Source organism: Micromonospora lupini (genome assembly GCF_026342015.1).
In the GTDB taxonomy this organism is placed as follows: domain Bacteria; phylum Actinomycetota; class Actinomycetes; order Mycobacteriales; family Micromonosporaceae; genus Micromonospora; species Micromonospora lupini_B.
Map to the genome: position 1 here is coordinate 77,993 of NZ_JAPENL010000002.1, position 26,307 is coordinate 104,299.

Annotated in this window: 32 protein-coding genes; 16 read left to right on the forward strand and 16 right to left on the reverse strand. The window is 72.3% G+C overall.

Going from position 1 to position 26,307, the window contains the following annotated elements; all coding sequences use genetic code 11:
* Positions 1–113: 113 nt before the first annotated feature.
* Positions 114–1,007, forward strand: a complete 894-nt coding sequence (locus OOJ91_RS15125; protein ID WP_266245566.1) for a septum formation family protein — start codon at positions 114–116, stop codon at positions 1,005–1,007.
* Between the two features lie 6 nt (positions 1,008–1,013).
* On the opposite strand, the gene OOJ91_RS15130 is transcribed toward OOJ91_RS15125, so the two are convergent.
* Positions 1,014–2,048 (reverse strand): hypothetical protein, encoded by a 1,035-nt coding sequence (locus OOJ91_RS15130; protein WP_266245568.1) that lies wholly within the window; start codon positions 2,046–2,048, stop codon positions 1,014–1,016.
* A 145-nt stretch (positions 2,049–2,193) separates the two neighbouring features.
* On the opposite strand from OOJ91_RS15130, the gene OOJ91_RS15135 reads away from it, so the two are divergent.
* From OOJ91_RS15135 to OOJ91_RS15160, 6 genes are all read left to right on the forward strand, one after another.
* Positions 2,194–2,712 (forward strand): hypothetical protein, encoded by a 519-nt coding sequence (locus tag OOJ91_RS15135; protein WP_266245570.1) that lies wholly within the window; start codon positions 2,194–2,196, stop codon positions 2,710–2,712.
* Positions 2,713–2,846: 134 nt separating this feature from the next.
* On the forward strand, positions 2,847–3,242 hold the full coding sequence (locus OOJ91_RS15140) for a VOC family protein (RefSeq protein WP_266245572.1): 396 nt from the start codon (positions 2,847–2,849) through the stop codon (positions 3,240–3,242).
* Positions 3,243–3,360: 118 nt separating this feature from the next.
* A complete protein-coding gene (locus OOJ91_RS15145) occupies positions 3,361–4,539 on the forward strand; it encodes a sensor histidine kinase (RefSeq protein ID WP_266245574.1) in 1,179 nt (392 codons plus the stop codon).
* On the forward strand, positions 4,529–5,746 hold the full coding sequence (locus OOJ91_RS15150) for a hypothetical protein (protein WP_439117069.1): 1,218 nt from the start codon (positions 4,529–4,531) through the stop codon (positions 5,744–5,746). The genes OOJ91_RS15145 and OOJ91_RS15150 overlap by 11 nt, the downstream gene beginning before the upstream one ends.
* Positions 5,719–6,432, forward strand: a complete 714-nt coding sequence (locus OOJ91_RS15155) for a response regulator (protein ID WP_266245576.1) — start codon at positions 5,719–5,721, stop codon at positions 6,430–6,432. The genes OOJ91_RS15150 and OOJ91_RS15155 overlap by 28 nt, the downstream gene beginning before the upstream one ends.
* 71 nt (positions 6,433–6,503) lie before the next feature.
* A complete protein-coding gene (locus OOJ91_RS15160) occupies positions 6,504–7,217 on the forward strand; it encodes a hypothetical protein (RefSeq protein ID WP_266245577.1) in 714 nt (237 codons plus the stop codon).
* 49 nt (positions 7,218–7,266) lie between these two features.
* Here OOJ91_RS15160 and OOJ91_RS15165 read toward each other — a convergent pair whose 3' ends face one another.
* The 5 genes from OOJ91_RS15165 to OOJ91_RS15185 all read right to left on the reverse strand — a co-directional run bounded on the left by OOJ91_RS15165 (position 7,267) and on the right by OOJ91_RS15185 (position 12,038).
* Positions 7,267–8,019: a lysophospholipid acyltransferase family protein gene (locus OOJ91_RS15165; RefSeq protein WP_266245579.1), complete on the reverse strand. Its 753-nt coding sequence runs from the start codon at positions 8,017–8,019 to the stop codon at positions 7,267–7,269.
* 104 nt (positions 8,020–8,123) lie between these two features.
* Entirely contained in the window at positions 8,124–10,184 is a 2,061-nt protein-coding gene (locus OOJ91_RS15170; protein WP_266245581.1) for an amylo-alpha-1,6-glucosidase, read from the reverse strand.
* Positions 10,184–10,555 (reverse strand): SCP2 sterol-binding domain-containing protein, encoded by a 372-nt coding sequence (locus OOJ91_RS15175; RefSeq protein WP_266245582.1) that lies wholly within the window; start codon positions 10,553–10,555, stop codon positions 10,184–10,186. Before OOJ91_RS15175 ends, OOJ91_RS15170 begins: the two co-directional genes overlap by 1 nt.
* A 275-nt stretch (positions 10,556–10,830) precedes the next feature.
* On the reverse strand, positions 10,831–11,247 hold the full coding sequence (locus OOJ91_RS15180) for a CBS domain-containing protein (protein WP_234582109.1): 417 nt from the start codon (positions 11,245–11,247) through the stop codon (positions 10,831–10,833).
* 92 nt (positions 11,248–11,339) lie between these two features.
* Positions 11,340–12,038, reverse strand: a complete 699-nt coding sequence (locus OOJ91_RS15185) for a TMEM175 family protein (protein WP_266245584.1) — start codon at positions 12,036–12,038, stop codon at positions 11,340–11,342.
* Positions 12,039–12,169: 131 nt separating this feature from the next.
* Here OOJ91_RS15185 and OOJ91_RS15190 point away from each other — a divergent pair, with 131 nt between their 5' ends.
* On the forward strand, positions 12,170–12,751 hold the full coding sequence (locus tag OOJ91_RS15190; protein WP_266245586.1) for a nucleotidyltransferase family protein: 582 nt from the start codon (positions 12,170–12,172) through the stop codon (positions 12,749–12,751).
* 6 nt (positions 12,752–12,757) lie between these two features.
* On the opposite strand, the gene OOJ91_RS15195 is transcribed toward OOJ91_RS15190, so the two are convergent.
* The 4 genes from OOJ91_RS15195 to OOJ91_RS15210 all read right to left on the reverse strand — a co-directional run bounded on the left by OOJ91_RS15195 (position 12,758) and on the right by OOJ91_RS15210 (position 17,179).
* Positions 12,758–13,198 carry a PPOX class F420-dependent oxidoreductase gene (locus OOJ91_RS15195; protein ID WP_266245587.1) on the reverse strand — a complete coding sequence of 147 codons (441 nt, stop codon included), beginning with the start codon at positions 13,196–13,198 and terminating at the stop codon, positions 12,758–12,760.
* A gap of 131 nt (positions 13,199–13,329) precedes the next feature.
* On the reverse strand, positions 13,330–14,355 hold the full coding sequence (locus OOJ91_RS15200; protein ID WP_266245588.1) for an aspartate-semialdehyde dehydrogenase: 1,026 nt from the start codon (positions 14,353–14,355) through the stop codon (positions 13,330–13,332).
* A gap of 191 nt (positions 14,356–14,546) precedes the next feature.
* Complete coding sequence (locus tag OOJ91_RS15205; protein WP_266245589.1) at positions 14,547–15,890, reverse strand: M16 family metallopeptidase; 1,344 nt, start codon at positions 15,888–15,890, stop codon at positions 14,547–14,549.
* Positions 15,887–17,179 carry a M16 family metallopeptidase gene (locus OOJ91_RS15210; protein WP_266245591.1) on the reverse strand — a complete coding sequence of 431 codons (1,293 nt, stop codon included), beginning with the start codon at positions 17,177–17,179 and terminating at the stop codon, positions 15,887–15,889. Before OOJ91_RS15210 ends, OOJ91_RS15205 begins: the two co-directional genes overlap by 4 nt.
* Before the next feature lie 106 nt (positions 17,180–17,285).
* Here OOJ91_RS15210 and OOJ91_RS15215 point away from each other — a divergent pair, with 106 nt between their 5' ends.
* Positions 17,286–18,044 (forward strand): phosphodiesterase, encoded by a 759-nt coding sequence (locus OOJ91_RS15215; protein ID WP_266245593.1) that lies wholly within the window; start codon positions 17,286–17,288, stop codon positions 18,042–18,044.
* Here the strand turns inward: OOJ91_RS15215 and OOJ91_RS15220 are convergent.
* Positions 18,011–18,229 (reverse strand): hypothetical protein, encoded by a 219-nt coding sequence (locus tag OOJ91_RS15220; RefSeq protein ID WP_266245595.1) that lies wholly within the window; start codon positions 18,227–18,229, stop codon positions 18,011–18,013. The two genes, OOJ91_RS15215 and OOJ91_RS15220, sit on opposite strands and share 34 nt — an antisense overlap.
* Before the next feature lie 274 nt (positions 18,230–18,503).
* On the opposite strand from OOJ91_RS15220, the gene OOJ91_RS15225 reads away from it, so the two are divergent.
* Entirely contained in the window at positions 18,504–19,598 is a 1,095-nt protein-coding gene (locus OOJ91_RS15225) for a 3-deoxy-7-phosphoheptulonate synthase (protein WP_266245597.1), read from the forward strand.
* 230 nt (positions 19,599–19,828) lie between these two features.
* Here OOJ91_RS15225 and OOJ91_RS15230 read toward each other — a convergent pair whose 3' ends face one another.
* A complete protein-coding gene (locus OOJ91_RS15230; protein WP_266249705.1) occupies positions 19,829–21,262 on the reverse strand; it encodes an MFS transporter in 1,434 nt (477 codons plus the stop codon).
* 20 nt (positions 21,263–21,282) lie between these two features.
* Between OOJ91_RS15230 and OOJ91_RS15235 the strand changes: the two genes are divergently transcribed.
* The 4 genes from OOJ91_RS15235 (at position 21,283) to OOJ91_RS15250 (ending at position 23,500) form a co-directional block, all read left to right on the forward strand.
* Positions 21,283–22,125, forward strand: a complete 843-nt coding sequence (locus OOJ91_RS15235) for a helix-turn-helix domain-containing protein (RefSeq protein ID WP_266249706.1) — start codon at positions 21,283–21,285, stop codon at positions 22,123–22,125.
* 131 nt (positions 22,126–22,256) lie between these two features.
* Positions 22,257–22,940 carry an SDR family NAD(P)-dependent oxidoreductase gene (locus OOJ91_RS15240; protein ID WP_266245599.1) on the forward strand — a complete coding sequence of 228 codons (684 nt, stop codon included), beginning with the start codon at positions 22,257–22,259 and terminating at the stop codon, positions 22,938–22,940.
* A gap of 81 nt (positions 22,941–23,021) precedes the next feature.
* Complete coding sequence (locus tag OOJ91_RS15245) at positions 23,022–23,255, forward strand: hypothetical protein (protein WP_439117112.1); 234 nt, start codon at positions 23,022–23,024, stop codon at positions 23,253–23,255.
* A gap of 50 nt (positions 23,256–23,305) precedes the next feature.
* Positions 23,306–23,500, forward strand: coding sequence for a hypothetical protein (locus tag OOJ91_RS15250; RefSeq protein ID WP_266245601.1), 195 nt, complete (start codon positions 23,306–23,308; stop codon positions 23,498–23,500).
* A gap of 64 nt (positions 23,501–23,564) precedes the next feature.
* Here the strand turns inward: OOJ91_RS15250 and OOJ91_RS15255 are convergent, their stop codons facing one another.
* The 3 genes from OOJ91_RS15255 to OOJ91_RS15265 are packed head-to-tail and all read right to left on the reverse strand — an operon-like array spanning position 23,565 to position 24,820.
* Positions 23,565–24,104, reverse strand: coding sequence for a DUF1360 domain-containing protein (locus OOJ91_RS15255; RefSeq protein ID WP_266245602.1), 540 nt, complete (start codon positions 24,102–24,104; stop codon positions 23,565–23,567).
* Positions 24,105–24,155: 51 nt separating this feature from the next.
* Positions 24,156–24,482, reverse strand: coding sequence for a hypothetical protein (locus tag OOJ91_RS15260; RefSeq protein WP_266245603.1), 327 nt, complete (start codon positions 24,480–24,482; stop codon positions 24,156–24,158).
* Entirely contained in the window at positions 24,482–24,820 is a 339-nt protein-coding gene (locus tag OOJ91_RS15265) for a DUF6158 family protein (protein WP_266245605.1), read from the reverse strand. Before OOJ91_RS15265 ends, OOJ91_RS15260 begins: the two co-directional genes overlap by 1 nt.
* Positions 24,821–24,950: 130 nt before the next feature.
* On the opposite strand from OOJ91_RS15265, the gene OOJ91_RS15270 reads away from it, so the two are divergent.
* On the forward strand, positions 24,951–25,385 hold the full coding sequence (locus OOJ91_RS15270; RefSeq protein WP_266245606.1) for a hypothetical protein: 435 nt from the start codon (positions 24,951–24,953) through the stop codon (positions 25,383–25,385).
* 24 nt (positions 25,386–25,409) lie between these two features.
* Positions 25,410–25,736: a DUF3817 domain-containing protein gene (locus tag OOJ91_RS15275; protein ID WP_266245607.1), complete on the forward strand. Its 327-nt coding sequence runs from the start codon at positions 25,410–25,412 to the stop codon at positions 25,734–25,736.
* A gap of 22 nt (positions 25,737–25,758) precedes the next feature.
* Here OOJ91_RS15275 and OOJ91_RS15280 read toward each other — a convergent pair whose 3' ends face one another.
* Positions 25,759–26,241, reverse strand: coding sequence for a DUF6232 family protein (locus OOJ91_RS15280; RefSeq protein WP_266245608.1), 483 nt, complete (start codon positions 26,239–26,241; stop codon positions 25,759–25,761).
* Positions 26,242–26,307 lie beyond the last annotated feature (66 nt).

Sequence of the window (26,307 nt, forward strand, 5' to 3'; positions counted from 1 at the left end):
TCGAGCCCCACCGGAAGCGGGTGCCGGGCGCTCGCGTCGGTGCCATATGCTGCCCGCGTCCGCACGGGGGCCACGGGGGCCACGGGGGCCACGGGGGCCACGGGGAGAATCACATGCGACGGCACGGCAGGGCAGCGCTGACGGCTGCGATCCTCACGGCGGCACTGGCGGGCTGCGGCACGCCGGCCGGCACGGACGGTGACCTGTTCGACGACTGGCACGCGATGGCGGCGGCGCAGCAGTTCGCCCCGAAGGCCGGCGAGTGCCACGTGATCCCCGAAGCCACCTCGTACCTGAGCAGCTACTCTCCCGTGGACTGCGCGAAGACCCACCTGGTCGAGACGTTCCACGTCGGCACCTTCACCGGCGCCCTGGCCGCGCGCAGCGCCCCTCCCAGCGTGGAGTCGGCGGCCATGCGCTCCGTCTTCACCGACTGCGACACCCGGGCCAAGGAGTTCGTCGGCGGCGACTGGCGCACCGCCCGGCTCTCCGTCCAGGTCGCACCGACCTCGCCGAACGGGTGGGCGGGCGGCAGCCGCTGGTACCGGTGCGACATCTTCGAGCTGGACGAGGTGGACGGCGCCAACGGCGACAGCGACCGGGCCATCCACCGGGCCGGCACGCTGCGCAACGCCGTGGGCAGCCGCTCTCCGCTGACGTACGGCTGCATGAACGAGGACGAGTGGGGCCGGCTGCGGCCAGCCGCCTGCACGACCGGGCACCAGTTCGAGTTCGTCGGCGTCTGGACCGCCCCGAACCGCTCCTACGCCGACGCTGTCCGCGACGAGGACTCGGTGCACCCCGCCTGCCGTACGCTGGTCGCCCGCTACGCCAAGGTGCCCGTCGACGCCAACCTGCGTTACCGCATCGGCACCGCGTACCGCTTCCCCTCGCAGGAGCTGTGGGCGCGCGGTGACCGTGGTGTGCGCTGCTACTTCTGGTCCGGCGGCGCCGCCGTCAAGCGGTCGATCGCCAACGGTGGCACGAAGGCGCTGCCGATCCGCTGAGCCGGGTCAGATCCGGCCCAACAGCGCCGCCAACGCGACGTCGCCCTGACCGAGTTGCGTCCCGCCGGCTGCCGCCACGACCACGAACCGCCGGCAGGCGTCGAGTTCGACGTACCACTCGGGTCCACCGCCGCCCAGGGTCCGGAGCACCGCGAAGCGGGACGCCGGGGTGGCGCAGTCGGCCGCCGGCCGGGTGGTGGCCAGCGCCCGGAGCGCCTTCGCCTGCCGCTCGGGTGGCAGTGCCCCGCCGTACACGAAGTCTCCGGCCGGTTTGCCGCCGCCCCGCTCGGACGGGGGCACCTCGTAGACGCAGAGGCGCAGCGGCCCGACCTTCGGACCCGCGCCGGGCACGACACGTCCGGGACGGCCGAGGTGGGTGTCGACCCACACCATGTCGGACCACCGCTGCGCGCAGCCGGCGGTCTCGGCCGCCGACGATTCGACAAGCCCGACGGTACGACTGTCGACAGTGGTCAGGCGCAGTCCGTCAAGCGCGGCGCGCACCTCCGGGCGCGGCTTGCCGCAGGCGTCCGTCGGCACGTACGGCCGCAGCCAGCGGCCCCGGTCGTCGAGCAGTGCCAGCCAGGGCGGGACGACCAGGTCGAGGGTGCAGGCGATCTCCCCTCGGCCCCGGCTCTGGTCGGACAGGCGCAGCGCAGCCACCAGGGCGCCGATGTCGTCGGCGCGACGCTCGGTGGTCACCTGCTCCCGGCCGCCACCGGCACCCGGCCGTACCTCGCGGCCGCAGAGCACGGCGGCGACCGGGACGAACGCGGGATCGATCCGCCCGATCTCCGGCTCGACCCCGGCCGGCGTCGTCGCGCCCGGCGATGCCGCCGTCGGCCCGGCCGATCCCGGCGGTACGGGCAGCACGACGCCGGCCTGCGGTGCGCTTTCGACACAGGAGGTCCACTTCTCGACGATCTCGGCCGGGCCGGGGTCATCGCTCGTGTTGGCCGGGCCCGCGCAGCCGCTCAGTGCCAGGCCGCACAGCCCCATGCCGAGCAGCGCCGCCGCCAGTGTCGTTCCGCCCGAGCGCATCCGGCTCACCACCTCTCACCAGGAGATGAGACGGTCGGTGCCGCTCCCCGGTTCCGGCTGTGGCGACGACCGGCCCGACGCTCACCCCGACGGACGAATCCGACGGCGCCGGGAACGCGTGCCGGTCCTGCGACGTCGCATGGGGATGGATGCGAAGACCCTCGCCCGTACGGCCGCTCTCGCCGTGGCGACGCTGCTGGCCGCGGTGGGCTGCGGAGGATTCGCCAGGTCGACGAACCCGCCGCCTCCTCCGGCACGTGGCAGCGGAACGGCAGGGCCCGTGGAATCGCGCCCGCCGACCGGCGCGACACCGGCTGCCATCCGCCTCGTCGACGAGGACGTGGCCGACCTGCACCTCTGGGTGAGCAATCAGTCGTTCGAGGACGACCGGGTCACCGTCACCGTCAGCATCGACGGCACCCGGCTCGTCGATCAGCCCTTCGACGTGCAGGGCCAGCACAACTGGATCCTGTTCCCCGTCAAGCTCCCGCCGGGCAGCCACGAGGTGACCGCCACCTCGCAGACGGGCGCCGCGACACACGAGCGGTTCACCGTGCCCGAGAAGGGACGCCGGTACGCCGTGCTCGGCTACTGGAGCGACCCGGGCCGCAACGATCGTCATCTGAGTTGGCTCGTCCGGTCCCGCCCGGTCGCCTTCCAGTAGCCGAGCCCGCCAAGCCGGCCAAGCCCGCCGAGCCCGCCAAGCCCGCCAAGCCGGCCGAGCCGGCCGAGAGTGACGTCGCCGACCCGGGGCGAGGCCGCCGGTCGGACCGGGTCGCCCGTCGGCATGATGGCCCGATGGCACATCTGGGACAGGTCGCGGTGCTGGTACGCGAGTACGACGAGGCGATCGACTTCTACGTGGGCGGCCTCGGCTTCGAACTGGTCGAGGACACGGCCCGCCCGGACGGCTCACGCTGGGTGGTGGTGCGACCCCCGGGGGCTCGGGAGACGGCGCTCCTGCTGGCCCGGGCGAGCAGCGCCGAGCAGCGGGCGCGGGTGGGTGACCAGACCGGCGGTCGGGTCGGCCTGTTCCTGCACACCGAGGATTTCGCCCGGGACCACGCCCGGATGGCCGCCGCCGGGGTGCGGTTCCTGGAGGAGCCACGGCACGAGGCGTACGGCTCGGTGGCGGTCTTCGTCGACCTGTATGGCAATCGGTGGGATCTGATCCAGCCGCGCAGCGCAGAGTGACGACAAGGCGACACCATGCGTACGGTGGGTGAACGCTCACCGTACGCCATGCTATTCTCCGATGTCGATCTCTGCCGCGCGGACCCGGACCGGGTCGTTGTCGGAAGGACATCTCCCGATGCCGGCGACCGCCGCCCCGACCGTGCCACCGCCCGCTCTGGACAATCCGGCCGGCGGGGCGTTCAGCCTCATCTTCACCACACTGCCGGCGCTGCTGCGGCTGACGTGCGGGCTGGTCGGCGCCGCGGTGGCGCTGTCGGTGCGTACCCCGCCGGTAGACGAGGCCCTGCTGCTGCCCGGCGTGGCCGCGCTGACCGGATGGTCGCTCTGGTACGCAGGCCGCGCGGTACGCCACGGAATCACCCCGGCACTTGTCGCCGGTGACGTCGGCGTCACCGCGCTGGCCTGCCTGCTCATCCCTCACCTGGTCGCGCCCGAGGTGCTGCCCGGCGAGGGCAGTTGGATCGCGGTGCTCGCCAGCACCACCGTCATCAACGCGCAGGCCACCGCACCGGCTCGCTGGTCGGTCCCGGCCGGGCTGCTGGTCACCGCCACGTACGTGGTGGGCGCGCAGGCCGCCGGCAACCCCGCCGAGTCCCGGGCGCACGCCGCCACCCTGCTGGTGCAGACGGCCTGCACGGCGATGATGACGGGAGTGATGCGCCGCCGGATCGGGCGGGCCGACCGGGCGTTCGCCGAGCATCAGCGGTTGACCCGGGAGGCGTTTGTCGCCCGGGCCGCCCGGGAGGCGGAGCGCCAGCAGAATCGGGACCTGCACGACACAGTGCTCGGCACGCTGACCATGGTGGGGCTCGGCGCGGTGGCTGGCCCGTCGGCCTCCTTCCGCGACCGGTGCGCCGCCGACCTGCGTACTCTCGTCGCGTTGACGGACCTCGGTCCGGCGCCCGGCGACGGCCCGGTGCCACTCGACGGCCGGTTGCGGACGGTGCCCGACCGGCTCCCGGACCTGCCGGTGGGCCTGGAACTGGCCTCCTGCGCGGTGCCCGCCGGGGTGGCCGACGCGTTCACCGAGAGCGCCTACGCGGCACTGTCCAACGTGGTCCGGCACGCGCCGGGTGCGCAGGCCACACTGCGGTTGACGCGCGACGCGGTCGCGGTCGTGGTCGAGGTGGTCGACGACGGCCCCGGCTTCGACCCGGACACTGTCCCCCGGCACCGGTACGGGCTGCGCGAGTCGATCCACGGTCGGATGGCGGCGGTCGGCGGACGGGCCGAGGTGCACTCCGCGCCCGGTGCGGGCACCCGGATCCGACTGGAGTGGCCCGGTGTCGGCTGACCTCGGCGCCCCGGCGGAGCGCACCCGCACCCGCGAGGCGCTCGTACCGGGGCCGCAGCCCGGCCCGGCCGACGGGCCCACGCCGCCCGAGTCCGCGGTGCTCGCCGCGCCGGCCGCTGTGGCGCACGCCTCCGACCGGGGTGCCCGGATCGTCGCCGTCGCCATCGCGCTGGCCTGGCATGTCGCGATCGGGCTGCCGGCGGTGCTGGCGGCTCGGACGCAGTTCGCCGCGCCGACTGTGGTGCTCGGCGGTTGGATCCTGGTCGCCGTGACGGGCGCGGTGGCCGGTGTTCGGCTGCTGCGGGGGTCGCCGCTGCCGCCCTGGCCGTTCGCCGGGTTGCTGCTGGTCGTCGACGCGGCCGTCTTCGCCGCGGTCGGCGAACGGCAACTGTTCGCCGCCGCGAACTGGGTGTGGGGCACGCTCGGCTGGTTCTTCGTGCTGGCGCTGTGGGGCCGGCGGGTGGGCGGCCTGGTCGCGCTGTTGACCACGCACGCGTTGATCGCGCTCGCCGCAGTCCTCGCGCACGGCCCCGGCGCGGCGGACCTGGCCCGCTACACGATGTACGTCTACGGCACCTTCTCGCTGCCGGTGGCGGTCTTCGTCGGCAGCGCGGTGATCGTCGGCCTGGCTCGGGACCGGGCCGCCGCGGCTGCCGCCGTGCACACGCTCGCCGCCGAGCGGGCCGCCGCTGAGCGGGGCCGGCAGGAACGCCGTGACCGGCTCGCCCTGGTCGGCGCGGCGGCGGGCCGGGTGCTCGGCGAGCTGGCCGCCGGGGAGGTCGACCCGGACGACCCGGAGGCGCAGCGCCGCTGTGTGCTGGCCGCGGCCCGGCTGCGCCGCCTGATCGCCGAGTCCGACGACGTGCCCGACCCGTTGTTGCACGAGCTGCGGGCCGCCGCCGACCTGGCCGAACGCAACGGGCTGCCGATCGACCTGATCGCCATCGGCAACCCACCGCCGCTGCCGGTGGAGATCCGCCGCCGGCTGGCCGACCCCCTCACCGGCCTGCTCGCCGACGCCCGGGGGTGGGCCCGCCTGACCGTCGTGTCCGGCCCCGGTGAGGTGGTGGTCAGTCTGGTCACCCCCGACCGGGAGGGGCCGGACGCGACAGGTCCCCCGCCCGGGGAGCACGAGGACGGGCCGGTGCAGCACCTCTACGAGCGGGACGGGGACATCAGATGGGCGCAGACCCGGTGGTTGGGGTGACGGGTGACCGGCTGGTCGGGGTGGCGATCGTCGACGACCACCCGGTGGTCGTCGAGGGGGTGCGCGCCTGGCTGGCCAGCGAGCCGCGACTGACAGTGCTGGCCACCGGCGACGACCCGGACGAGGTGTTGCGGGCGGCCCCGGACGCCGACGTCGTGCTGCTCGACCTGCGGCTGCACGGCCGGATGGCGCTGGACAAGCTGGCCGAGCTGAGTGCCACCGGGCGGCGGGTGGTGGTCTACTCGGAGCACACCGACCCGGAGACGATGCTCGCCGCGCTGGACGCGGGGGCGGTGGCGTTCCTGGCCAAGCACGAGGGCCGGGAGCACTGCGTGGCGACCGTGTTGGCCGCGGCGAGCGACCGCCCGTACGTGCCGCCGGCGCTGGCCGGCGCGATGGTCGGCGATCCGAGGCCGGACCGGCCGATGCTGTCCGACAAGGAGCGTGAGGCGCTGCTGCTCTGGTTCCAGTCGATGTCCAAGGCGTCGGTGGCCCGCCGCATGCAGATCAGTGAGCACACGGTGAAGCAGTATGTGGACCGTGCGCGGATCAAGTACACCCGGGCGGGGCGGCCGGCAGCCACAAAGGCGGCGCTGCTCGCCCGTGCGATCGAGGACGGGCTCGTCCGCCCGGAGGAGATCGGCATCTACCGGTCACAGGCGACGCACGACCGGCCGACCCCCTAACGGGCGTCATGACAGTGGCCGGCGGATCGGCGAGGCTCAACCCACAGCCAGCTGACCGGGAGGTCGTGACGATGCACGGCGACGCGTCCCCCTTCTTCATCGGCCCACACCGGTTCGACGCGCCGGACGACGACGTGGGCCCGACCCTCGACCGGCGTTACGACATGCGCCCGCTCCCCGGCGAGAAGGTGCTCGGCAGGCACCGCTTGCTCGTCGCGGGCTACCTGCTCGGGCCGACCGAGACACGACGCGGTTGGCAGCTCCCCGGGCCGGTCTCGGTGACCGTCACCGACCAGCGGATCTGCTGGGTGGGCACCGGCTCGCAGCTGTCCCTGGTCGCCGACGACACCTCCCGGGCACGGCTCGCGGGGCGGCTGACCGGTCTGATGACCGGTCAGATCCGCTGGCAGTGGCCGTCCCGGCTGGAGCTGCCCCGCACCGATCCGGCACAACTGATGATCGTCTGCGACGCGTTGCGCACCATCCAGCAGCCGGCGCTGGCCCTCGGCGGGTCACCGGGTGAGGTGATCGCGCTGGCCCGGCAGGTGCGCCGGGCGGTGGCCATGTTCCGGCTCACCCGCCCGCAACTCGTGGACCTCTCCGCCCAGGAGCGTGACGTTCTGCTGCTGCGGGCAGGCCCCGCGCTGCTGGCCGGGGAAACCCGGATCACCCTGCCCGGCTCGCTGCCTGTGGAGTTCCGCTCCCGGGACGACTACTACCGCTCGGGGCCGGAACCGACCTCCTGGGACGGCTTCGCCGGCGGGGCGGCATCCGGGCGTTGGTGACGCGGAGCGACCCGGGCGTTGGTGAAGCCCAGCGCCCGGGTCGTCGCCGTCAGAGGCTCGCGGTGCGTTCCTCCCCGGCGGCGTCCAGCGCGGCGGCCTCCTCCGGCGTCGGCGCGGTGCCACCGAGGTGCGCCGGGAGCCACCAGGTGTCCTCCGGGCCGGCCGGCGCGTCCGGGTAGTCGCGCTGGGCCCGCTCGACGAGCGCGCTCAACTGGGTGGTCAGCTCGGCCGCCAGCACGTTCGGGTCCGGGAAGTCCGCCGGCTGGATCGGCTCGCCGATCAGGATGGTGATGGGTGTGTGCCGGCGGGTGAGGGTGCGCGGGCGGCCCTTCGTCCAGAGCCGCTGGGTGCCCCACAGCGCGACCGGCAGCACCGGCACCTTCGCCGAACGGGCCATCCGGACCGTGCCGCTCTTGAGCTCCTTCACGGTGAACGACCGGCTGATCGTTGCCTCGGGGAAGACACCGACGACCTCGCCCTGCTTGAGCGCGCCCACGGCGGCGCGGAACGAGGCAGCGCCTGCCTGCCGGTCCACCGGAATGTGCCGCATGCCGCGCATCAGCGGGCCGGAGATCTTGTGCGTGAAGACCGAATCCTTCGCCATGAACCGCACCAGCCGGCCCGACGCGTTCGCCCCCAGACCGGCGAAGATGAAGTCGAGGTAGCTGACGTGGTTGCTGGCCAGCACCGCCCCGCCCGTGCGGGGTACGTGGTGGGCGCCCTCGATGGTGATCTTCAGGTCGAGGACCCGGAACAGCGTCTTGGCGGTGGCGATAACGGGCGGGTACACGAGCTCCGGCATCCGCAGAATCTACCCTGCCGGGCTGGGGATCGGCTGGGTGGCGACCCGGCGGCCATCCGGCGGCGACGCGTGTGGCGCGCCGCCGCCGGTACGCCGGACGTGGCTCAGTCGGCGAGGCTGTGCAGATCGAGCCGGCCCCGGGCGAAGGCGTCCACCCGCCCCCAGCGACCCGGGATGTCGAGCACCTCGATCCGGCCCATTCCGACCGGCAACCGCGGTTCGACCGCGAGATGGCCGTCGTGCGGTTCGAGGCCGAGCATGGTGCGCAGCAACAGCAGCGGCGTACCTGTCGACCACGCCTGCGGGCTGCACGCCGTCGGATACTCCACCGGGAACTTCGTCAGCTCCCGCGGATAGCCGCCGAACGCCTCCGGCAGCCGCCCGTCGAAGTAGGTGGCCGCGTCCAGGATGCCGTTGGCGATGGTGGCGGCCTCCTCGGCGAAGCCGTACCGGCGCAGGCCCCAGGCGATGAAGGAGTTGTCGAACGGCCAGATCGTGCCGTTGTGGTAGCCGATCGGGTTGTACCGCGTCTCCCCCTCGGCGAGGGTCCGCACCCCCCAGCCGGAGAAGAGCCGCGACCCCACCAGGTGCTGTGCGACCTGCTCCGCGCGCTCGGGGAGGACGATCCCGCTCCACAGCAGGTGGCCGATGTTGGAGCTGAGGACGTCGCACTGGCGACCGTCCGGATCCAGGGCCAGCGCGTAGTACCCGCCGTCGGCCACCCACCAGTCGCGGTTGAACCGCTCCTTCAGCTCCGCCGCCTCCCGCTCCAACTGGTCGGCGAACTCCGGGTCACCCCAGAACTCGCGGGCCATCCGCGCCGCGCGGACCTTCGCGTCGTACGCGTACCCCTGCACCTCGCAGGTCGCCCGCGGAAAGGGCGGAAGGGTGCCGTCGGAGTAGGAGATCGAGTCCCAGGAGTCCTTCCAACACTGGTTCTCCAGGCCGGTCTCGGTGTTGCGCCGCTCGTACCAGATGTAGCCGTTGCCGACCAGGTCGGCATAGCTGTCGATCCACCTCAGCGCGGCCCGGGACTCCTGTTCCAACTCCTTGACCAGCGCCACGTCCCCGGTCCACCGCTCGTACTCGTCGAGCAGCACGACGAACAGCGGGGTGGCGTCCACCGACCCGTAGTACGGCGAGTGCGGTTGCTCCTCGAAGGCGGCGGTCTCGCCGTAGCGCATCTCGTGCAGGATCCGCCCCGGATCCTCGTCCCGGAAGTCGTCGAACCGACTGCCCTGCAGCGACGCCAGGATGCGCAGTGTCGTCTTCGACAGCTGCGGTGTGAACGGCAGCGTCTGCAGGCAGGTCAGGATGCTGTCCCGGCCGAACATGGTCATGAACCAGGGCAGACCGGCGGCGGGCAGGGTCGCGCCACCGAGCGAGAGCGGCGAGAAGCGCAGCGCCGCCAGGTCGATCAGGCTGCGCCGGTACGTGCTTGCCACCCGACCGTGCTCGCTGTTGACCTTGGGAGCGTCCGCGATCCACTTCTCCAGATCATGTTGCAGGGCGAGCCGCTCGCCGCCGTGCATCCGCAACCCCATCCGCAGGTCCCGGTCACCGGGCCCGACCGCGCGCGTCTGCACGTCGATCGTCGCCTCCCACTGCTGGTTCGGCTCCAGGCGAACCGTGTACGCGAACCCGCGGCTGTCGTACCGGGCCGACACCGACGAGGAAATGATCGTCTCGCGGCGGAAGTTGCCCCGGCGGTAGCCCAGGCGCAGCTTGTCGGCCTCGACCTCGGTGTAGATCTCGCCCTTCTTGTTCAGAATCTCGTCCTTGACCTGGAACAGGTCCGCGAAGTCGGACGCCGCGTCCATCCGTACTTCGAGGTCGACAGCCTTCTCGTCGTGGTTGAGGATGGTGAGCTGCTCCCGGAAGCTGCCACCTACCGCCCGCTCCCGGATGATCGACAACTTCGCGTCCACGTAGTGCGTGGCCATGCCCGGCACGAGGAAGAACCTGGACTCGAAGTACTGCAGGTCGTCGTACGAGAGCGAGTTGAGGCGTTCACCGTTGACGCTCAGCACCCAGGTGGACAGGAAACGGGTGTCGATGGAGAAGAGCCCGGTCGGCTCGCTCGGCGTCGCCTCGATGTCACCGGTGTCCTCGCAGACGACGAATGTGTTGCCGTCCAGGATCCGGATCGTGTTGCTCTGGCCCATCAGTGCACCTCCCCCGCGAAGCGGCGACGCGGCCCGACGGCATCGGGCGACCCGGGGAAGATCCGCTCCACCTGCACCACCAGCCGGGCGTCGCCAGTCACCGTCATGTCCCCGCGCAACAGGGCCGCCAGGCCGTGCTCATGGCCGCTGGCGATGTCGTCGAACAGCATCGGGCTGGCGCCGATCACCGTGTCGGCCTCCCGATCCTCCTGGGTCACGTTGAGTCGCCCGTGGTCGATCGCCACCAGCCAGTGTCGGGTCTGCGCACCCTCGTGCAGGTCGAACCGCACGGTCCCGGAGGTCTTCGCCAACAGGGGCTCGTACCCCCGCCGGTCCAGGTCCTCAAAGAACCTCGTGGTCGCGTCCACCATCGGGTCACTCCTCCCAGTTGGCCGGGCCCGGGATCCCACCCGGCGCGCTCGCCTCGCGCGCACTGCCGGCGTTGCACGTCCGAGCACGGGTCCCCGCCCACCCACACGGTCAACCTCGCCCAATTCGGGTGACCCCCACCCGCTTCGGTGATCAAGAGCTTCGCGTCACGACACGCCGGTCGTGGTAACGCAAAGCTCTTGATCACCGAGCTGGGTGGCGACGGCACCGCGCCGGCCCTCCCCGGGGGGAGGGCCGGCGCGTCCGCGGCGGACGATCAGTTGTTCGGGTCGTCGGCGCTGATGTCGGCCAGCACCGACTGCGGTTCGCGCTCGACCGCGAGGTCGCCCATCGAGACCAGCCCGACCAGGCGCCCGTCGTCGATCACGGGCAGTCGGCGTACGGCGTACGTGCGCATCAGGTCCGCGGCGGACACCGCGTCGTCGTACTGGCTCACGGTGATCACATCGCGGCTGGTTATCTCGTTCAACCGGGTCGAGCCCGGGTCCATGTTCTCCGCGACACCACGGACCGTGATGTCCCGGTCCGTGACGATACCGACGACACTGTCGCCATCGGTCACCACCACGTCGCCGATCGCGCTGTCGCGCATCTCCTGCGCGGCGGCGATAAGCGTGTCGTTGCCGTCCATCGTCACCAACCGGGTCGTCATGAACTCTCCGACCGTTGTCATGGTGCTCCCCTCTCGGTGTCGGCACGGCCCGTCTACCCGCCGCCGGGGAGGGGGTAACGCCGACGGCCGGGCCGCTGTCCGGGGCGAGTCGACTATCCGCGTGGGCGGCGCAGGTGGCGCAGTTCGTAGAGGCCACTGCTGGTCAGGCTGTAGAAGACCGGCAGGACCAGGAAGATCGTCAGCGCGAACAGCGGGTCCGTCACGAATCCGATGAGAACCGCCAGCGCGTACCCCACGATCCCGACCGCGGCCCGCCTCCGTTCCGCGGGGAAGAACCCCCGCGACACCGCCGGGTCGACCAGGTCGTGCCGGTGGGTCAGATAGTGGTACAAGACCAACCAACTCGTCGAGAGCAGCATGCCGACCAGACCGTAGACGGCGACGCCTGTGCGCTCGTTCGCCAGGTCGCTCTCCCGCACGGCCTGCGAGACGAGCGAGGTCGCGAACGGCAGCAGCGCCGTCGTGAACAGCACCCCGAGGTTGCACCACTGCAGACCCTTCCCGCTGCCCACCACCCGGTGGAAAGCAGCCCGGTGGTTCAGCCAGGTGATTGCCACGAGCAGGTACGACGTCACGTAGGCCAGGTAGGCCGGCCACTGCTCGACGAGCGCGTGCAGCAGCTGGCCCCGGGCGACCCGGGGCGGCTGGAGGTCGAGCACCAGGAGCGTGATGATGATGGCGAAGACCCCGTCGCTGAACGCCAGCAGGCGGGACGTCTCCGACCGCAGCGCCGGGCCGCCGGTGCCGTCGCGAATCCGCCTGGCGTCGTCGTTGCCCTGATCGGCGCTCATCCCACCCCCTCCCCCGAGGTGCCGCCCTCCCCGGCGCCCCGCCTCGGCTGCGCCGGGACGGCAGTCGCGTATACCCGCCGATGCTCGGAGCACCCGCGACGGGGGGCGGCGGCACCACCTACCGTGAGTGGGTGCTGACGGGCGAACGGGAGCTGCGGGAGCTGGTCGCCGCCAACGCCTGGCTGACCCGGGCGCTGACCGTGGTCCGCGATTCGGGACTGCCGGACGCCTGGATCGGCGCGGGCGTCCTCCGCGACCTCGTCTGGGGCGAGCGGTACGGCGACGGGTTCGACCCGGCGACGGTCCGCGACGTGGACGTGGTCTTCTTCGACCCGACGAGGCTGTCCCGCGACGACGACCACCGGGCCACCGCCCGACTCGCCGCAGCCTGGGCAGCGCCGCCGTGGGAGGCACGCAACCAGGCGGCGGTGCACACCTGGTACGCGTCGAAGTTCGGCGGCGACCCGATCCCCGCGTACCGCAGCGTCGTCGAGGCGGTGGCCACCTGGCCGGAGTACGCCACAGCCGTGGCCGTGCGGCTGCGCCCGACAGGTGGGCTGGAGGTCTGCGCCCCGTACGGCCTGGGTGATCTGCTGGGCGGGGTGTGGCGGCACAACCCGGCCCGGGTGGACGTCACGCTGTCCCGGCAGCGACTGGCTCGCCACCGGCCCGCGCACCGCTGGCCCGGCGTGACCGTGGTCGAACCACGCTGACCCCGCTCAGCCGCGGGGCGGCATCCCGTAGATCCGCTCGACGTGCAGGCGCAGCACCAGCCGCCGGTCGGCGACCATTGCGTTGCGGTAGTCGGCCCAGTCCGGGTGCTCGCCGCGCAACGACCGGTAGAGCTCCACCAGCTCCTCGACCGTGGCGTCGTCGACGTCGGCCGCCGGAGCGGTCAGCTCGGCCCGCCCCTCGACCACGGCGTACGCCCAGCCGTCCTCGCTGCCGACGTGGAAGCTCGCGCGCGGGTCCCGACGCAGGTTTGCGGTCTTGGCCCGGCCGTCGGTGACGGACACCCGGAGCAGGCCGGCCGCGCGGTCGAACGCGTAGACCACTGTGGACAGCTGCGGTCGCCCGTCGCGTTTGAGGGTGGCCAGCACGCCCATCGAGCGGCCGGCGATCAGGTCGGTCAACGCCTGCTGGGTCGGGTCCTCCGGCACGGCTTCCTCCAGGTGGCGCGGTCGGCTTCGTCAATCCAAACATGACAGACGTGTTCCCGCCCCCGATGCGCGGCCGCCACGCACTGCGGGCCCCCACCGAGACCGGCCGGGAGCCCGCAGGACCGCAGCGGTCAGCGCCGCTCGGCGGCCACCAGCTCGGCGAGCTGTACGGCGTTGAGCGCCGCGCCCTTGCGCAGGTTGTCGTTGGAGCAGAACAGCGCCAGCCCGTACTCGACTGTCTCGTCGGCGCGGATACGACCCACGTAGGTCGGGTCCTGACCGGCGGCCTGCAGCGGCGTCGGCACGGCGGTAAGCGCGACGCCTGGCGCGTCGGCGAGCAGCTCGTGGGCCCGCTGCGGGGTGATCGGGCGGGCGAAGCGGGCGTTGATCTGGAGCGAGTGGCCGGTGAAGACCGGAACCCGGACGCAGGTGCCGGAGACCTTGAGGTCGGGGATCTCCAGGATCTTGCGGCTCTCGTTGCGGAGCTTCTGCTCCTCGTCGGTCTCGAACGAGCCGTCGTCGACGATCGAGCCGGCCAGCGGCAGCACGTTGAAGGCGATCGGCTCGGCGAACGAGCGCGGCGCGGGGAACTCCACGGCCGACCCGTCGAAGGCCAACCCGGCGGCGTGCTCGGCGACCTTGCGGACCTGCTCGTCCAGCTCGGCGACACCGGCCAGCCCGGCGCCGGAGACCGCCTGGTACGTCGAGACGACCAGGCCGACCAGACCGGCCTCGGCGTGCAGCGGGCGCAGGACCGGCATCGCGGCCATCGTGGTGCAGTTGGGGTTGGCGATGATGCCCTTCGGGCGGTCGGCGGCGGCGTGCGGGTTGACCTCGGCGACCACAAGCGGCACCAGCGGATCCATCCGGAACGCCGACGAGTTGTCGATCACCACGGCGCCGGCCTCGGCCACCCGGGGCGCCAACTCCAGAGCGGAGCCCTTGCCCGCCGAGAAGAGCACGATGTCCAGCCCGGAGTAGTCCGCGGTGGCCGCGTCCTCGACAGTCACCTCGCCGTCGCGCCACGGCAGCGTCCGCCCGGCGGACCGCGCCGAGGCGAACAACCGCACCTGCTCCGCCGGGAACTCCCGTTCCGCCAGCACCTGCCGCATCACGCCACCGACCTGGCCGGTGGCCCCCACAATGCCGATCCTCATGCCCGCGAGGCTACCCACCCCACCCCCACGACCGGCACCCCTTTCCCACCCCCGGGTCCCGCATCACACCAGGCCCACCCACGTCCCCCGGAGGCGGTTGATCAAGAGATTTGCGTCAGAAATCATGCTCCGTTTGACGCAAACCTCTTGATCACCGAGGTGAGGCGGGTGGGGGGTGGGGGGTGGGTGGGTTAGGGGTGGTTGTTTAGTTCGCCTAGGTTTGCTGCTTCGAGGTCGGTGCGGATTGTTGCGGCGTCGCCTTCGATCACCAGGGTCAGCGCTTCCGGGTGGAGGTGGGTGGCTGCCGCCTCGGAGACCTCGCCCACGTCGGCGTTGAGCAGTTCCTCGCGCAGACGGGCGTGGTAGTCGTCCGGCAGGTCGTGCACCACGAGCGTGGTCAGCGCGGACGCGATCGCCCGAGGGCTCTGCAGCTCGACCGAGAGCTGCCCGGCCCGCCAGGAACGGGCCACCGCCAGCTCGTCCTCGGTCACGCCGCCCGCCTGCGTACGGGTGATCTCGCCGACCGCCTCGACCAGGGCCGGCGCGGTGACGGCGGTCTGCACGCCCGAGCTGACCGCGAACCGGCCGAACCGGCGGGACGAGGCGAACTCGCCCCGGATGCCGTACGTGTAGCCGCGCACCTCGCGGATGAGGTGGTTGAGCCGGGAGGTGAACGCCCCGCCGAGCACCGTGCCGGCGAGGGTCATCGGCACGTGGTCGGGGTGCGCCCGGTGCGGCGACGGGTGGCCCAGCCGCAGCGTGGACTGCACCGAGCCGGGCCGGTCCACCAGGATGATCCGGCGGTCGGCGCGCAGCGGCACCTCGATCGGGCCGCCGCGCTCGGCAGGACCGCCTCCGGTGCCGGCGAACGCCGCCCCCGCCAACGCGTCCAGGTCGATCCGGTCCAGGTCACCGGCGACGATCAGGGTGCCGGGCCGCAGGAACCACTCGGAGTGGAAGACGGTGATGTCCTCCACGTCCAGGGCGGCCACCGAGTCCGGGTCGCCGTACATCGGTCGCCCCCAGCGGTTGTCGGCGCCGAACAGGTCGGCGCGCAGCGCGGCGTCGGCGCGCGGGCCGGGGTTGGCCCAGTCCATCCGCAGCGCGGTGGCCTCGTCGTCGCGGACGCGCCGGACGTCGGCCGGGTCCAGCCGGGGCGTCCGGACGGCCTCGGCGAGGAGCTGCACCGCTGCGGTCAGCCGGTCCACCGGAACCTGCACGCTGATCTGGAACGAGTCCCAGTCCAGCCCGGTCACCAGCTCGGTGCCGAGCGCCTCGATGGCCAGCGCGTACGCCGTGGCGTCCCGTTGCGCGGTGCCCTCCTCCAGGGCCTTGGCGAGCACCCCGCCCAGCCCCTCCTTGCCCGTCAGCTCCCGGCCGGCGCCGGCGTCGAGCAGCAGCAACGCCACGGCGAGGTTCTGACCGGGCAGGTGCGCCGCGACCACCTGGCCACCGCCGGCCGCGCGGCGGACCACCGGCGGGAACCGGTACGGGCGAGCGGCACCCGGGCCGGGACGGTCGGCGATCAGCGTCATGCGGTCTCCTCGGGCAGGTAGGTCAGGGTCACCCGGTCGGCGGCGCCGAGCACCTCGGCGGCGGTCTCGGCGATCTGCTCGGCGGTCACCGCGAGCCAGGCGGGCAGCCGGTCGGCGGCGCGGGCCGGGTCGCCGAACTGGGTGGTGTACCGACCGAGGGTGTCCGCGCGGCCGTCCACCGTCGACATCTGCCGCCACCAGGCGGTGCTCAGCAATGCCTTCGCCCGGTCCAGCTCGGCTGCGGTGACCGGCACGGTGGCCAGTTCGTCGACGACAGTGGCCAGCCCCTCGGCCAACCGCTCGGCGCTCACGCCGGGGCGGGCGGTGGCGGTGGCGATCAGCGGCGCCGGGGCGTGCGCCAGGTCCACCCCGTACGCCCCGACCAGGTCGGGTTGGGCGATCCGCTCGCCGTCGGCGAGCCGCTGGTAGAGCCGGCTGCCCCGGCCGCTGCCGAGCACTGTGGCGAGCACGGTGAGCACGTCGTAGCCCGGGGTGCCGAACGCGTGGCCGCGGTGTGCGACGTAGACGCGGGGCGCCGGCACGTCGGCGGTCACCGTCTCCACGGCGGCCCGTCCGGTCGCCGCGACGGTGCTGCCGTCCGGGGCGGCCGGAATGTCCTCGCGGGCGGGCAACGCGCCGAAGTACTTGTCGGCGAGCGCGAACACCTCGGTGGCCCGGGCGTCGCCGACGACCGTGAGCACCGCGTTGTTCGGCGCGTAGTACGTCTCGTGGAACGCCTGGAAGGTGGCGAGGTCGGCGGCGTTCAGGTCGGCCATCGAGCCGATTGTCGAGTGGTGGTACGGGTGCCCCGGTGGATAGAGCAGCGGGAGCAGCCGCAGCCACGCGTCGCCGTACGGGACGTTCTCGTAGCGCTGCCGGCGCTCGTTCTTCACCACGTCGCGCTGGTTGTCAAGCGTCTCCTGGGTCAGCGCCGGGACCAGCCCGCCCATCCGGTCCGCCTCCAGCCAGAGCGCCAACTCCAGGTGCTCGGCCGGGACCGTTTCGAAGTAGTTCGTCCGGTCCGGGTTGGTGGTGGCGTTGAGCGAGCCACCGGAGCCCTGGATCAGCTTCATGTGCTCGGTCTTCGCCACGTTCACCGAGCCCTCGAACATCAGGTGTTCGAAGAGGTGGGCGAAACCGGTCTGCCCGGCCGGCTCGTGCCGGGATCCGACGTCGTACCAGAGATTGACTGCCACCGCGGGCGCGGTGCGGTCCTCGCTCACCACCACACGCAGGCCGTTGTCCAGTCGGGACGTCTCGATGGGCCAGGGGTAACCACTGTCGGGCATGGCACGACGCTATCCGATCTCGCGGGCGGAAAGGTGACGTGCCGCCGGTCGACGAGCCGATCGGTCGGCGGGGCATCGAGTCCGTCCGTCGGGGTACCGCGCAGGAATGACCCCACCGACCCCCGGCCCACCCGCACGCCGCCGGGCCGGCCCGGCCGCCAGCGGCGTCGAACGCGCCAGCGCCGCGCTCGGCCGGCTGCGCCGTGGCCGGCTGCTGCATCCGGCCGGTCGCTCGTTCGCCGCCGAGGTGACGATGTGGGGTACGCCCGGACCTCCCACCGGCGTTGCCCTGCTCGACGACCCTGGCCGGTACGCGGCCGTCGTGCGGCTCTCCAGGGGGACGCCCACGCCGGATGGCTGGCCTGACGTGCTGGGTCTGGCGGTGCGCGTGCACCTCGACACCGGCCGCACATTCGACCTGCTGGTCAGCTCAAGCGGCGCCGCGCCGGTGCTGCGGAACCTGCCCCTGCCCCGCCGCGGTTTCACCGGGACGTACACCACGATCATGGGTTATCGCACGGCCCGGCGGCGGCTCTGGCTGGCCGCTCTGGCGGACCCGGACGCGGTCGACCTCGGCCGCGGTCTGGCCGCCGTCGCGGCGGCGGCCCGGGCGGACGCGCCGCGCCTGGTGCTCGCGGTCGCGTCCGCCGTGGGGAGGTGGCGCCCGGTCGGGCAGGTCACCATCGGCGCTCAGCTCGACGCCCGGGAGGACGCCGCGCTCGCGTTCGACCCGGTGCGCAACCTGCCACCCGACCTGCGGGCGGCCGGCCCGCTCGCCTGGCTGCGCGAGCAGACCTACCGGGGGTCACGCCGGGCCCGCGGCGCGACGGCTCAGTCCGGGGGTTCGACGGCGGCCACCGTCTGATCCGAGGTACGCCGCTCCAGCACGGTGTCCGGGGCGGCGTTCTGGTCCTCCTCGCGGATGTCCGAATCGGCGAGGATGGCCTCCGCCTGTGCCTGCGGGTCGTCGCTGCCCGCCGCCACCTCCTCGGGAAGGAGGTGGTGCGCGCGGGACTCCGCCCGCTCCTGATCGCTCTGCTCGTCAGTCATGGCACAGCTGTTACCCCCGGCCCGGCTTCGGCACGCGATGTTCACCCCGCATCTTGGGACGATGGGCCGGACATCCCCGCCCGGTCGGGTACGCTGGCTCCCGTGACGCGGACGTATCCATGGTTTAGGCAGCCGGCTCGCAGGCCGGTGACTTCACCATGATCTGACGTCACCACGGACCGAGCCGGCTGGGCAGGAGCTGTCGTTCCTGCCCTTTTGCGTACGAGCAGCCGGCTCGTCCCGGGCACCGGCCCCGGGCACGGTCGGCGGAAGGATGCCCACCGTGACGACCCCGGAGACCGATCGGGTCAGCGATCAGCGGATCGACCGTGTCGTGCCGCTGACCACGCCCGCCCTGCTGCACCACGAGTTGCCCCTGGACGCCCCGCTCGCCGCGGCCGTGCTGACCGGCCGTCGCGCGGTGGGTCGCGTGCTGGACCGCGAGGACGACCGCCTGCTGGTGGTCGTCGGCCCGTGCTCGGTGCACGACCCGGCCGCCGCCCTCGAGTACGCCGAGCGTCTGCGCGCCGCCGCCGACCGGCTCGCCGACGACCTGCTGATCGTCATGCGGGTCTACTTCGAGAAACCCCGCTCGACGGTCGGCTGGAAGGGCCTGATCAACGACCCCGGGCTGGACGGCAGCGGCGACGTCAACACCGGCCTGCGCCGGGCCCGGGCGCTGCTGCTCGACGTCCTGCGCCTCGGCCTGCCGGTGGGCTGCGAGTTCCTCGACCCGATCACCCCGCAGTACATCGCGGACACGGTGGGCTGGGGCGCGATCGGCGCCCGCACAGTGGAGAGCCAGGTGCACCGGCAGCTCGCCTCCGGCCTGTCCATGCCCATCGGCATGAAGAACCGCCCCGACGGCAGCATCGGTACCGCCGTGGACGCGATCCGCGCCGCCGGGGTGCCGCACGTCTTCCCGGGCATCGACTTCTCCGGCACCCCGGCGATCATGCACACCCGCGGCAACACCGACGGGCACCTGGTGCTGCGCGGCGGTGGCGGTCGGCCCAACTACGACGCGGAGTCGGTGGCGGGCGCGCTCGACCTGCTCCGGGCGGCCGGGTTGCCGGAGCGCCTGGTGATCGACGCCAGCCACGCCAACAGCGGCAAGGACCACCGCAACCAGCCGCTGGTCGCCGCGGACGTGGCAGCCCAGATGGCCGCCGGCCAGCGCGGCATCACAGGCGTGATGCTGGAGTCGTTCCTGCTGCCCGGCCGGCAGGACCTCGACCCGACCCGCGAGCTGGTGTACGGCCGTTCGGTCACCGACGCCTGCCTCGGCTGGGACGACACCGCCGAGGTGCTCGACCACCTGGCCACCGCCGTACGGGCCCGCCGGGCCACCCTCCCCACCCCGGCGTGAGGGTGTGACCGCCGGCACTGCGGCGCACGGAACACGACAGGCCGGCGCCTGGTTAACTGAGGTGTCGGTGTGTTCAGTGTCCCCGGGCCTCACCTAAATAGCCCTCGCGGAATACCGTTCGGCTGGAGCCGCGTCGCGCCACTCGCCGAGAGGCGACCTACACACCGACACCAGCGCCGCCCCCGGCCCACAAGGCTCGGGGGCGGCGCTGTCCGTACGGCCCGGCGGGCTCAGCCGCGCTGACGCAGACTCGCGAGCAGCGCCGCGCCGACGATCGCGCCGAGGCCTCCGACGAGCAGTGGCAGGCTGGCCGCGACCTCGTCGACGAGGATTCCTCCGGCAATCGCGCCGGCGGCAATCGCGATGTTGCAGACGGTCGCGATCACCCCGCCGACCTGCTCAAGTCGTGCCGGTTGGGTGCGGGCACCCCAGCTCAACACCGTTGTCGGCAGACCGCCGAACCCGAAGCCCCAGAGCACGGTGGCGACGAACAGGCCGGCCACCGAGCCGCCGGTGACGTACATGGCGAGCATTCCCGCGCCGAGCACTGCGGGAAACAGGAACACGCCGGTACGCGGCGAGCGGTCGGCCAGGGGACCGGCGAGTGCCGTGCCGAGGAAATTGGCGACGCCGAAGACGAGCAGCAGCACGGCGATGCCGCCGGCGTCGATTCCGGACATGCTCTCCGCCGCGGGCCGAATGTAGGTGAATCCGCTGAAGTGGCCGCTGAAGATCAGCAGGATCGCGAGCAACCCGGCCCGTACGACGCCGGAGCGCAGGACCGATCCGAGTGCCCGCAACCCACTCGCGCCGGTGGGCGTGATGGACGGCAACGTCGCCGCCTGCACGATCAGGGCGAGCGCCGCAACGCCGGCACCGAGCAGGAACACCGCCCGCCACCCCCAGACGTCACCCAACCAGGCGCCGAGGGGCACGGCCGCGACCGTGGCGACCGCCACGCCGGCGTTGATCAGCGTCAGCGCGCGACCGAGGTGATGGGTGGGCACCAGGTGCGCGGCCATGGCTGTCGCCAACGCCCAGAACCCACCGAGCGCGACACCGAGCAGAAGGCGCGCGGCCAGGAGTACGAGGAGGTTCGGTGCCAGCGCGACGATCAGATTGGAGATGATGGCGAGCAGCGTGAGGCCGATCTTCACGCGCCGCCGGTCGGCACGGGGCAGAACCACCGAGATGAGAAGGGCCGAGAGGGCGCCGGCGAACGCGGTCACGCTGACGGCCTGTCCCGCCGCTCCGACCGACACACCCAGGTCGCCGGCAATTCGCGGAAGCAGGCTGGCGGGCAGGAATTCCGCCATGACGATGGCGAAGATTCCGAGGCTCAGGGAGACGACCCCGGCCCAGGATGCCGTTCGGTCCGTCCCCGATGTTTCCCTCGATGAGATCGTGCTGGTCACGATTCCGTCCTCTGATTGTCGTGGTCGTGCCTGTTGCTCGCCGGGCGCCGCGTCAGCCCTGGTGAGATGTTCGGAGTGGTGGCGCGGGTCAGGTGGAGCGGCATGGCCCGTCTCGTCGGGCGGCGCTCGGGCGGAAATGCGTGGCGCGGGCCGGCCGCCAAGGACGCTATGACGGGCTGTCCCGACGTCCCAGGGCCCTCTGCAGCCGGGGGTGCGACAGGACCCCCTCTGACCGCCTGACCCGGTCATACGATGGATTTGTGAGCGAGATGTCGAACGAGCTTGGCGCGTTTCTGAGCGCTCGACGGGCGCTGGTGACACCGCAGCAGGCAGGTATCCCGGATGTGGGCGTACGGCGGGTGCCGGGGTTGCGGCGCGAGGAGGTCGCGATGCTCGCCGGCGTCAGCGCGGACTACTACCTGCGCCTGGAACGGGGCCGCGATCGCAATCCGTCCGTGCAGGTCCTCGAATCGATCGCACGCGTCCTGCAGCTCGACGACGAGCACCTGGCGTACCTGCTGACGCTTGTCGCGGGCGCTCCCCGAAAGCGCAGACGCCGACCGCGCAAGGAGACGGTTCCGTCCGGCGCGCTCAAGCTCCTGGACTCCCTCGCTCAGCCCGCCTTCATCGAGGGCCGGTACTTCGACATCCTGGCCTCGAACAGCCTCGCCCGAGCCCTCTCCCCGGGCCTGGCCGAAGGCGGGAATCAGCTCAGAGATCTGTTCCTGAATCCGGCCGAGCAAGCACTGCACCCGGATTGGGAGAACCTCACGGAATGTTTTGTCGCGAGCCTGCGCCAGGCCGTGGGCACCGACATCGACGATCCTCGGTTCATCGAACTCACCGGGGAACTCTCGTTGGCGAGCGCGCGATTTCGCCAGCTCTGGGGACGCCACGAGGTACGCGGCCAGAGTGGCACGCCGATTCGGATCCGTCATCCCCAGGTCGGAGACCTGATCCTCAATCGGGAACGGCTGAGCATCGGCGGGGCGGAGGGACTGATGCTCGTCGTGTATCACCCCGACGCCGGGTCCAGTAATGCCGAGAAGCTGTCCCTCCTGGCCTCCGCGGGCCTGCACGTCAGCGGCACGGCGCAACACGCGGTCCGGTAGGCGCGTCGGGATCGCGACCGGTCAGAGGGGTCCTCTCGACCCCCAGGCTGGAGAGGGCTCTGGGTGATCCGAATTGCCGTGGCTAGCGTTCGTGGCGGCCTTTTCGGGCCATTCGATTCGAGAGGACAGCCATGACCGTCACGCTGATCACCGGAGCCAACAAGGGCATCGGCTTCGAGACCGCGAAACAGCTTCTGGAGCTGGGGCACGATGTCTATCTCGGCGCACGCGACGTGGAGCGAGGGGAGAAGGCCGCCGCAACGCTCGGGGCGCGCTTCGTGCAGCTCGACGTGACCGACGACGAGTCGGTGCGCAGGGCACTGGCGACAATTGACTCGGCCGAGGGTCGCCTCGACGTCCTGGTGCACAACGCGGGGATTCTGGAGACCGGGCTCGACGGCCCGGCCGCCCTCCGATCCTTCGACACCAACGCGGTGGGAATCGTGCGCGTCACGGAGGCGGCGCTACCGTTGCTTCGTCGTTCACCGAACCCAAACGTCGTCACCATTTCGAGCAGCGCCGGATCGTTCTGGGCGGTGAACAATCCCGAGCGTCCCGAATTCGGATTGCCGCTCGCGCTGTACTCGGCGTCCAAGGCCGCGGCCACCATGTTGACGGTGCAGTACGCCAAGTCCCATCCGGGCATCAAGTTCAACGCCCTTGAGCCGGGCACCACCGCGACCGACATGACCGCCGACTTCGGAATCGGGCGGCCGGTGCAGGAGAGCGCCCGGCTCGTCGTGCGCCTGGCGACCCTGGATCCGACCGGACCGACGGGGACCTTCCAGGACGAGGCAGGGGACCTGCCGTGGTGAGCAGGTGCGATGGCACGCCCGCGCGCTGCTGCCGGCACCCGGGCCGCCGGCGCGACGTTTGACCGATTCCGACCCGGGTAGCTGATCGACGTGACCGACGACGCATCAGTGGCCGACGAGCCGGACACCCGCGCCCTCGACGACCTGCTCAACGACATCTTCCGAGGTCAGGAGCGAGTCACCCAGGGGGAGATCTATCGCCGGGCCGTGGCCGCCGACCTTCCCGCGGACGTGCTCGCGCGCATCGACGCGCTGCCCGAGGGCGAGTACGCGGTGGACGAGGCCAGCGACCTGCTGGGCGGCACCGTCGCCTGAGCCGGACCAGCGGAAGCAGCGAAGCCAGCGACCCCGAAGGGACATCCACCATGACGCACCACGAGGACAGTGACGAGAAGGTCCCGGCGCTGGGTCAGCCGCCGAAGGGCAGGGACACCACGCCCGAGCCGGACTTCGCCAACGAGCACGACCGCACGGCGGTGGACCGGGACATCATCACCGGCGAGGACGAGGACGAACGGGAGCCGGAGTCGCCGCACGGCTGGTCCGGTATGCAGCGTTGACGCGTACGACAGCGGGGGCCGGCGGATTCGCCGGCCCCCGCTGCGCTGTGTTCGTCGTGTCGGTTCAGTCGTCGTCGTGTCCGCCCTCGGCGGCCTGCTGCGCCGTGGCGTACGCCATCTGGAGGAAGTCGGACGCGGCCACAGCCGTCAACGCGGTGGCCACCAGGCGCGTGAGGCGGGGTGCGAGCACGAGGCCCCCGGTCAGCCCCGTGGCCACCCACACCGCCAGACAGAAGGGGCAGCTCAGCAACTCGCCGATGGCGTGCCGGGTGGAGCTGCCCGAGTCGCGGACCTGCTCCATCACCTCGCCGCTGCCGATCGGCCTGTCGTAGCGGGTGAACGGCGCCCGCAGCGGGCTGGTGACCGCGTCCTTGGACAGCAGCCGGCTCAGCTTGTGCGTGGCGATGGAGAGCAACACGACGTCGGCGGGGGCGGGACGCTCGGGCACCGGGCGGCCGGTCACCTTGACCAGGCCGGCGAGCACCCCGGTCACCCCGGCGTAGGTGCCCATCGCCGCCAGGTAGCCGCCGAGCGGCCGGTGCTCGTGCGGCGCGTACGCCCGGCGCAGCCGCGCCGCCTTCTGTCGCAGGCCAGTGTCGCTCACCCGGTCTCCTCCCCTGTCGTGGTGGTGCGAATGCGGCAGTCGGTGACGGTCTCAGCCGGCCTGGAGGTTGTCGGCGACCTCGCGGGCGAGGTTGGCGAGCGCCTCGTCGGCCAACTGGTCCGGGTCGGAGCCCGAGCCGTCGGTCAGGTCGAGCTGGATCCGGGCGCCGCCGGAGTCGGCCGGATCCACCCGGATCTCGGCGGCCCAGTCGGCGTCGCCCCAGCGGGCGCGCAACTCCTCGCCGCTGATCTCGGCGGGAGGGCTCCCGTCGCCGCGCAGCGGCGCAGGCAACCAGGCCGAGGCCCGAGCCGGGTCGGTGGCCGTGTTGAACACCACCTCGGGTGGCGCGGACATGCCGCGGACGGCTCGTGCCGGCATCAGGCGTCCCGCAGGCGGCTCGGGTCGACCTCCCGGCCCGGGTGCCGGGCGAGGTACTCGGTCTCCAGTTCGGCCGTGCGCCGCAGGTGGTTGGCGAGCGCGGAGTCCGCCGCGTGCCGGAGGGTGTCCAGCCGGGTGCGGTGCAGGCTGTGCATCTCGCGGATCAGATCGTCGTCGGTCAGCTCCGTCGGGTCGACGCCGAGCGCGTCGCCGTCGAGATCGGCGCCGCCGGAGTCGGCGAGGTGGTCGCCGCCCCACTCGGGCACCCGCTGCTCCGGGCTCGTTTCCGTGCTGCCGCTGGACGGAAAGTCGTCCTCGCGTACCGATCCGGTCATCATCGCCCCCCTGGTCTCGTTTGGGCTGGCGTCTAGACGGATGCCCACACCTGGTGACGCCAAACCCTCCCGCCCGCGTGGCACCTACGACACCGCGTCGGAGAGCGCCGTCGTCCCCGGTACCCTCGACGCCATGAGGTGGCTCTGGACCCCGGCGTGGATCGCACGTCACGTGGCCATGGTCGTGCTGGTCGTGGGCTTCCTCGGGCTGGGCTGGTGGCAGATCAGCCGGGCCGCGGCCGGCAACAGCCTCAGCTGGGGGTACGCCGTCGAGTGGCCGATCTTCGCCGGCTTCGTGATCTACGTCTGGTGGCGCGAGGTGCGGCTGGCCCGCCGCAACGCGGAGGCGGCCGCCGAGCCGCCGGCGGACCCCGCCGACACAGCCGCCGTCGAGCCGCCGCCGGCCGCGACCATCGGCTCCCGACCGGCGGTACGCCGACCGGTGCGGGTGGCCCGGGTGCCTGTCGACGCGGCGCTCGGCGACGACGCCGACCTGGCCGCCTACAACGACTACCTGTCATGGTTGAACGCCAATCCGGGCGCCCGGCCCGGTGACTATCCCGGCTGAGCCGGACTCGGAAGGACGGACAAGGTGGGCGCAGCCCTTACCCGGTACCGCGTGATCGCCTGGATCGTGGGCGTGGTGCTGATCCTGCTTGTCGTTGTCGGCATGCCACTGAAGTACGCGTTCGACAACCCGGTGGTGGTGGAGACGGTCGGCCCGGCGCACGGCTTCCTCTACATGATCTACCTGGTGGCCGCGTTCGACCTGAGCCGCCGCGCCGACTGGCCACTGAAGCGGATGCTCCTGGTGATGCTTGCCGGCACCGTGCCGTTCGTCTCGTTCTACGCCGAGCGTCGCGTCACCGCCTGGCTGGACCGGCCCGCGACCCGTACGCCGGAGCCGGTCGCCGGCTGACCGGCCCCGCGACGGGTCTGGTTCAGCGGCGGGGCCGCCACGGGTCGGCCGAGGCGAGGGGGTCGACCAAGCCGCCGTACCGGTTGACCTCCCGGGCGCGCAGCAGTGCCCGGGTGACCTGACCGAACTGCCGCTCGTCGTCGGCGCTGAACAGCAGCACCTCCGCGCCCCGGTGCCATCCCCACAGCTCGTACGGCGGTGGGCGCCAGCGGTCGCCGACCAGGGCGAGTGCCACCGGCAGCAGGAGCACCGCCCCGAGGATGAGGTACGCCTCGGCGGTCAACCGTTGCAGGCCGCCGCTGAAGCCGAGGAGCAGGCCCACCGCGCCGATCATGGCTGCGGTGACCACGACGGCCCGGACGGCGATCCGGTCGTGCGCGCCCCGGGTGGTGCGCAGGTGGGTCAGGTCGACGATGCGATAGCTGGTGCGGCCGACGGTGAACCGGTCGACGGTGACGATGATGCCGGGCCGCGCGTACAGCAGCGTGGACCTGGCTCCGGGCACCGTTCGTTGCGGTCGCGTCTTTGCGCCTTCACGATTCACGGTTCCTCCCGTGGGGCGGTCTGCCGG

Excerpts from the sequence above, each read along its gene's own strand:
- OOJ91_RS15265 (WP_266245605.1), bottom strand. The coding sequence starts at position 24,820 with ATGATGACCGGATCGGTACGCGAGGACGACTTTCCGTCCAGCGGCAGC.
- OOJ91_RS15205 (WP_266245589.1), bottom strand. The coding sequence starts at position 15,890 with ATGACGCTGATCGCCGACCGTCCCGGCCCGGGTGCCGCTCGCCCGTAC.
- OOJ91_RS15175 (WP_266245582.1), bottom strand. The coding sequence starts at position 10,555 with ATGGTGGACGCGACCACGAGGTTCTTTGAGGACCTGGACCGGCGGGGG.
- OOJ91_RS15135 (WP_266245570.1), top strand. The coding sequence starts at position 2,194 with ATGGATGCGAAGACCCTCGCCCGTACGGCCGCTCTCGCCGTGGCGACG.
- OOJ91_RS15235 (WP_266249706.1), top strand. The coding sequence starts at position 21,283 with ATGTCGAACGAGCTTGGCGCGTTTCTGAGCGCTCGACGGGCGCTGGTG.
- OOJ91_RS15140 (WP_266245572.1), top strand. The coding sequence starts at position 2,847 with ATGGCACATCTGGGACAGGTCGCGGTGCTGGTACGCGAGTACGACGAG.
- OOJ91_RS15230 (WP_266249705.1), bottom strand. The coding sequence starts at position 21,262 with ATGACCGGGTCAGGCGGTCAGAGGGGGTCCTGTCGCACCCCCGGCTGC.
- OOJ91_RS15160 (WP_266245577.1), top strand. The coding sequence starts at position 6,504 with ATGCACGGCGACGCGTCCCCCTTCTTCATCGGCCCACACCGGTTCGAC.
- OOJ91_RS15210 (WP_266245591.1), bottom strand. The coding sequence starts at position 17,179 with ATGCCCGACAGTGGTTACCCCTGGCCCATCGAGACGTCCCGACTGGAC.
- OOJ91_RS15130 (WP_266245568.1), bottom strand. The coding sequence starts at position 2,048 with ATGCGCTCGGGCGGAACGACACTGGCGGCGGCGCTGCTCGGCATGGGG.
- OOJ91_RS15220 (WP_266245595.1), bottom strand. The coding sequence starts at position 18,229 with ATGACTGACGAGCAGAGCGATCAGGAGCGGGCGGAGTCCCGCGCGCAC.
- OOJ91_RS15155 (WP_266245576.1), top strand. The coding sequence starts at position 5,719 with ATGGGCGCAGACCCGGTGGTTGGGGTGACGGGTGACCGGCTGGTCGGG.
- OOJ91_RS15250 (WP_266245601.1), top strand. The coding sequence starts at position 23,306 with ATGACGCACCACGAGGACAGTGACGAGAAGGTCCCGGCGCTGGGTCAG.
- OOJ91_RS15215 (WP_266245593.1), top strand. The coding sequence starts at position 17,286 with ATGACCCCACCGACCCCCGGCCCACCCGCACGCCGCCGGGCCGGCCCG.
- OOJ91_RS15145 (WP_266245574.1), top strand. The coding sequence starts at position 3,361 with ATGCCGGCGACCGCCGCCCCGACCGTGCCACCGCCCGCTCTGGACAAT.
- OOJ91_RS15200 (WP_266245588.1), bottom strand. The coding sequence starts at position 14,355 with ATGAGGATCGGCATTGTGGGGGCCACCGGCCAGGTCGGTGGCGTGATG.
- OOJ91_RS15240 (WP_266245599.1), top strand. The coding sequence starts at position 22,257 with ATGACCGTCACGCTGATCACCGGAGCCAACAAGGGCATCGGCTTCGAG.
- OOJ91_RS15125 (WP_266245566.1), top strand. The coding sequence starts at position 114 with ATGCGACGGCACGGCAGGGCAGCGCTGACGGCTGCGATCCTCACGGCG.
- OOJ91_RS15225 (WP_266245597.1), top strand. The coding sequence starts at position 18,504 with ATGCCCACCGTGACGACCCCGGAGACCGATCGGGTCAGCGATCAGCGG.
- OOJ91_RS15180 (WP_234582109.1), bottom strand. The coding sequence starts at position 11,247 with ATGACAACGGTCGGAGAGTTCATGACGACCCGGTTGGTGACGATGGAC.
- OOJ91_RS15185 (WP_266245584.1), bottom strand. The coding sequence starts at position 12,038 with ATGAGCGCCGATCAGGGCAACGACGACGCCAGGCGGATTCGCGACGGC.
- OOJ91_RS15165 (WP_266245579.1), bottom strand. The coding sequence starts at position 8,019 with ATGCCGGAGCTCGTGTACCCGCCCGTTATCGCCACCGCCAAGACGCTG.
- OOJ91_RS15170 (WP_266245581.1), bottom strand. The coding sequence starts at position 10,184 with ATGGGCCAGAGCAACACGATCCGGATCCTGGACGGCAACACATTCGTC.
- OOJ91_RS15260 (WP_266245603.1), bottom strand. The coding sequence starts at position 24,482 with ATGCCGGCACGAGCCGTCCGCGGCATGTCCGCGCCACCCGAGGTGGTG.
- OOJ91_RS15270 (WP_266245606.1), top strand. The coding sequence starts at position 24,951 with ATGAGGTGGCTCTGGACCCCGGCGTGGATCGCACGTCACGTGGCCATG.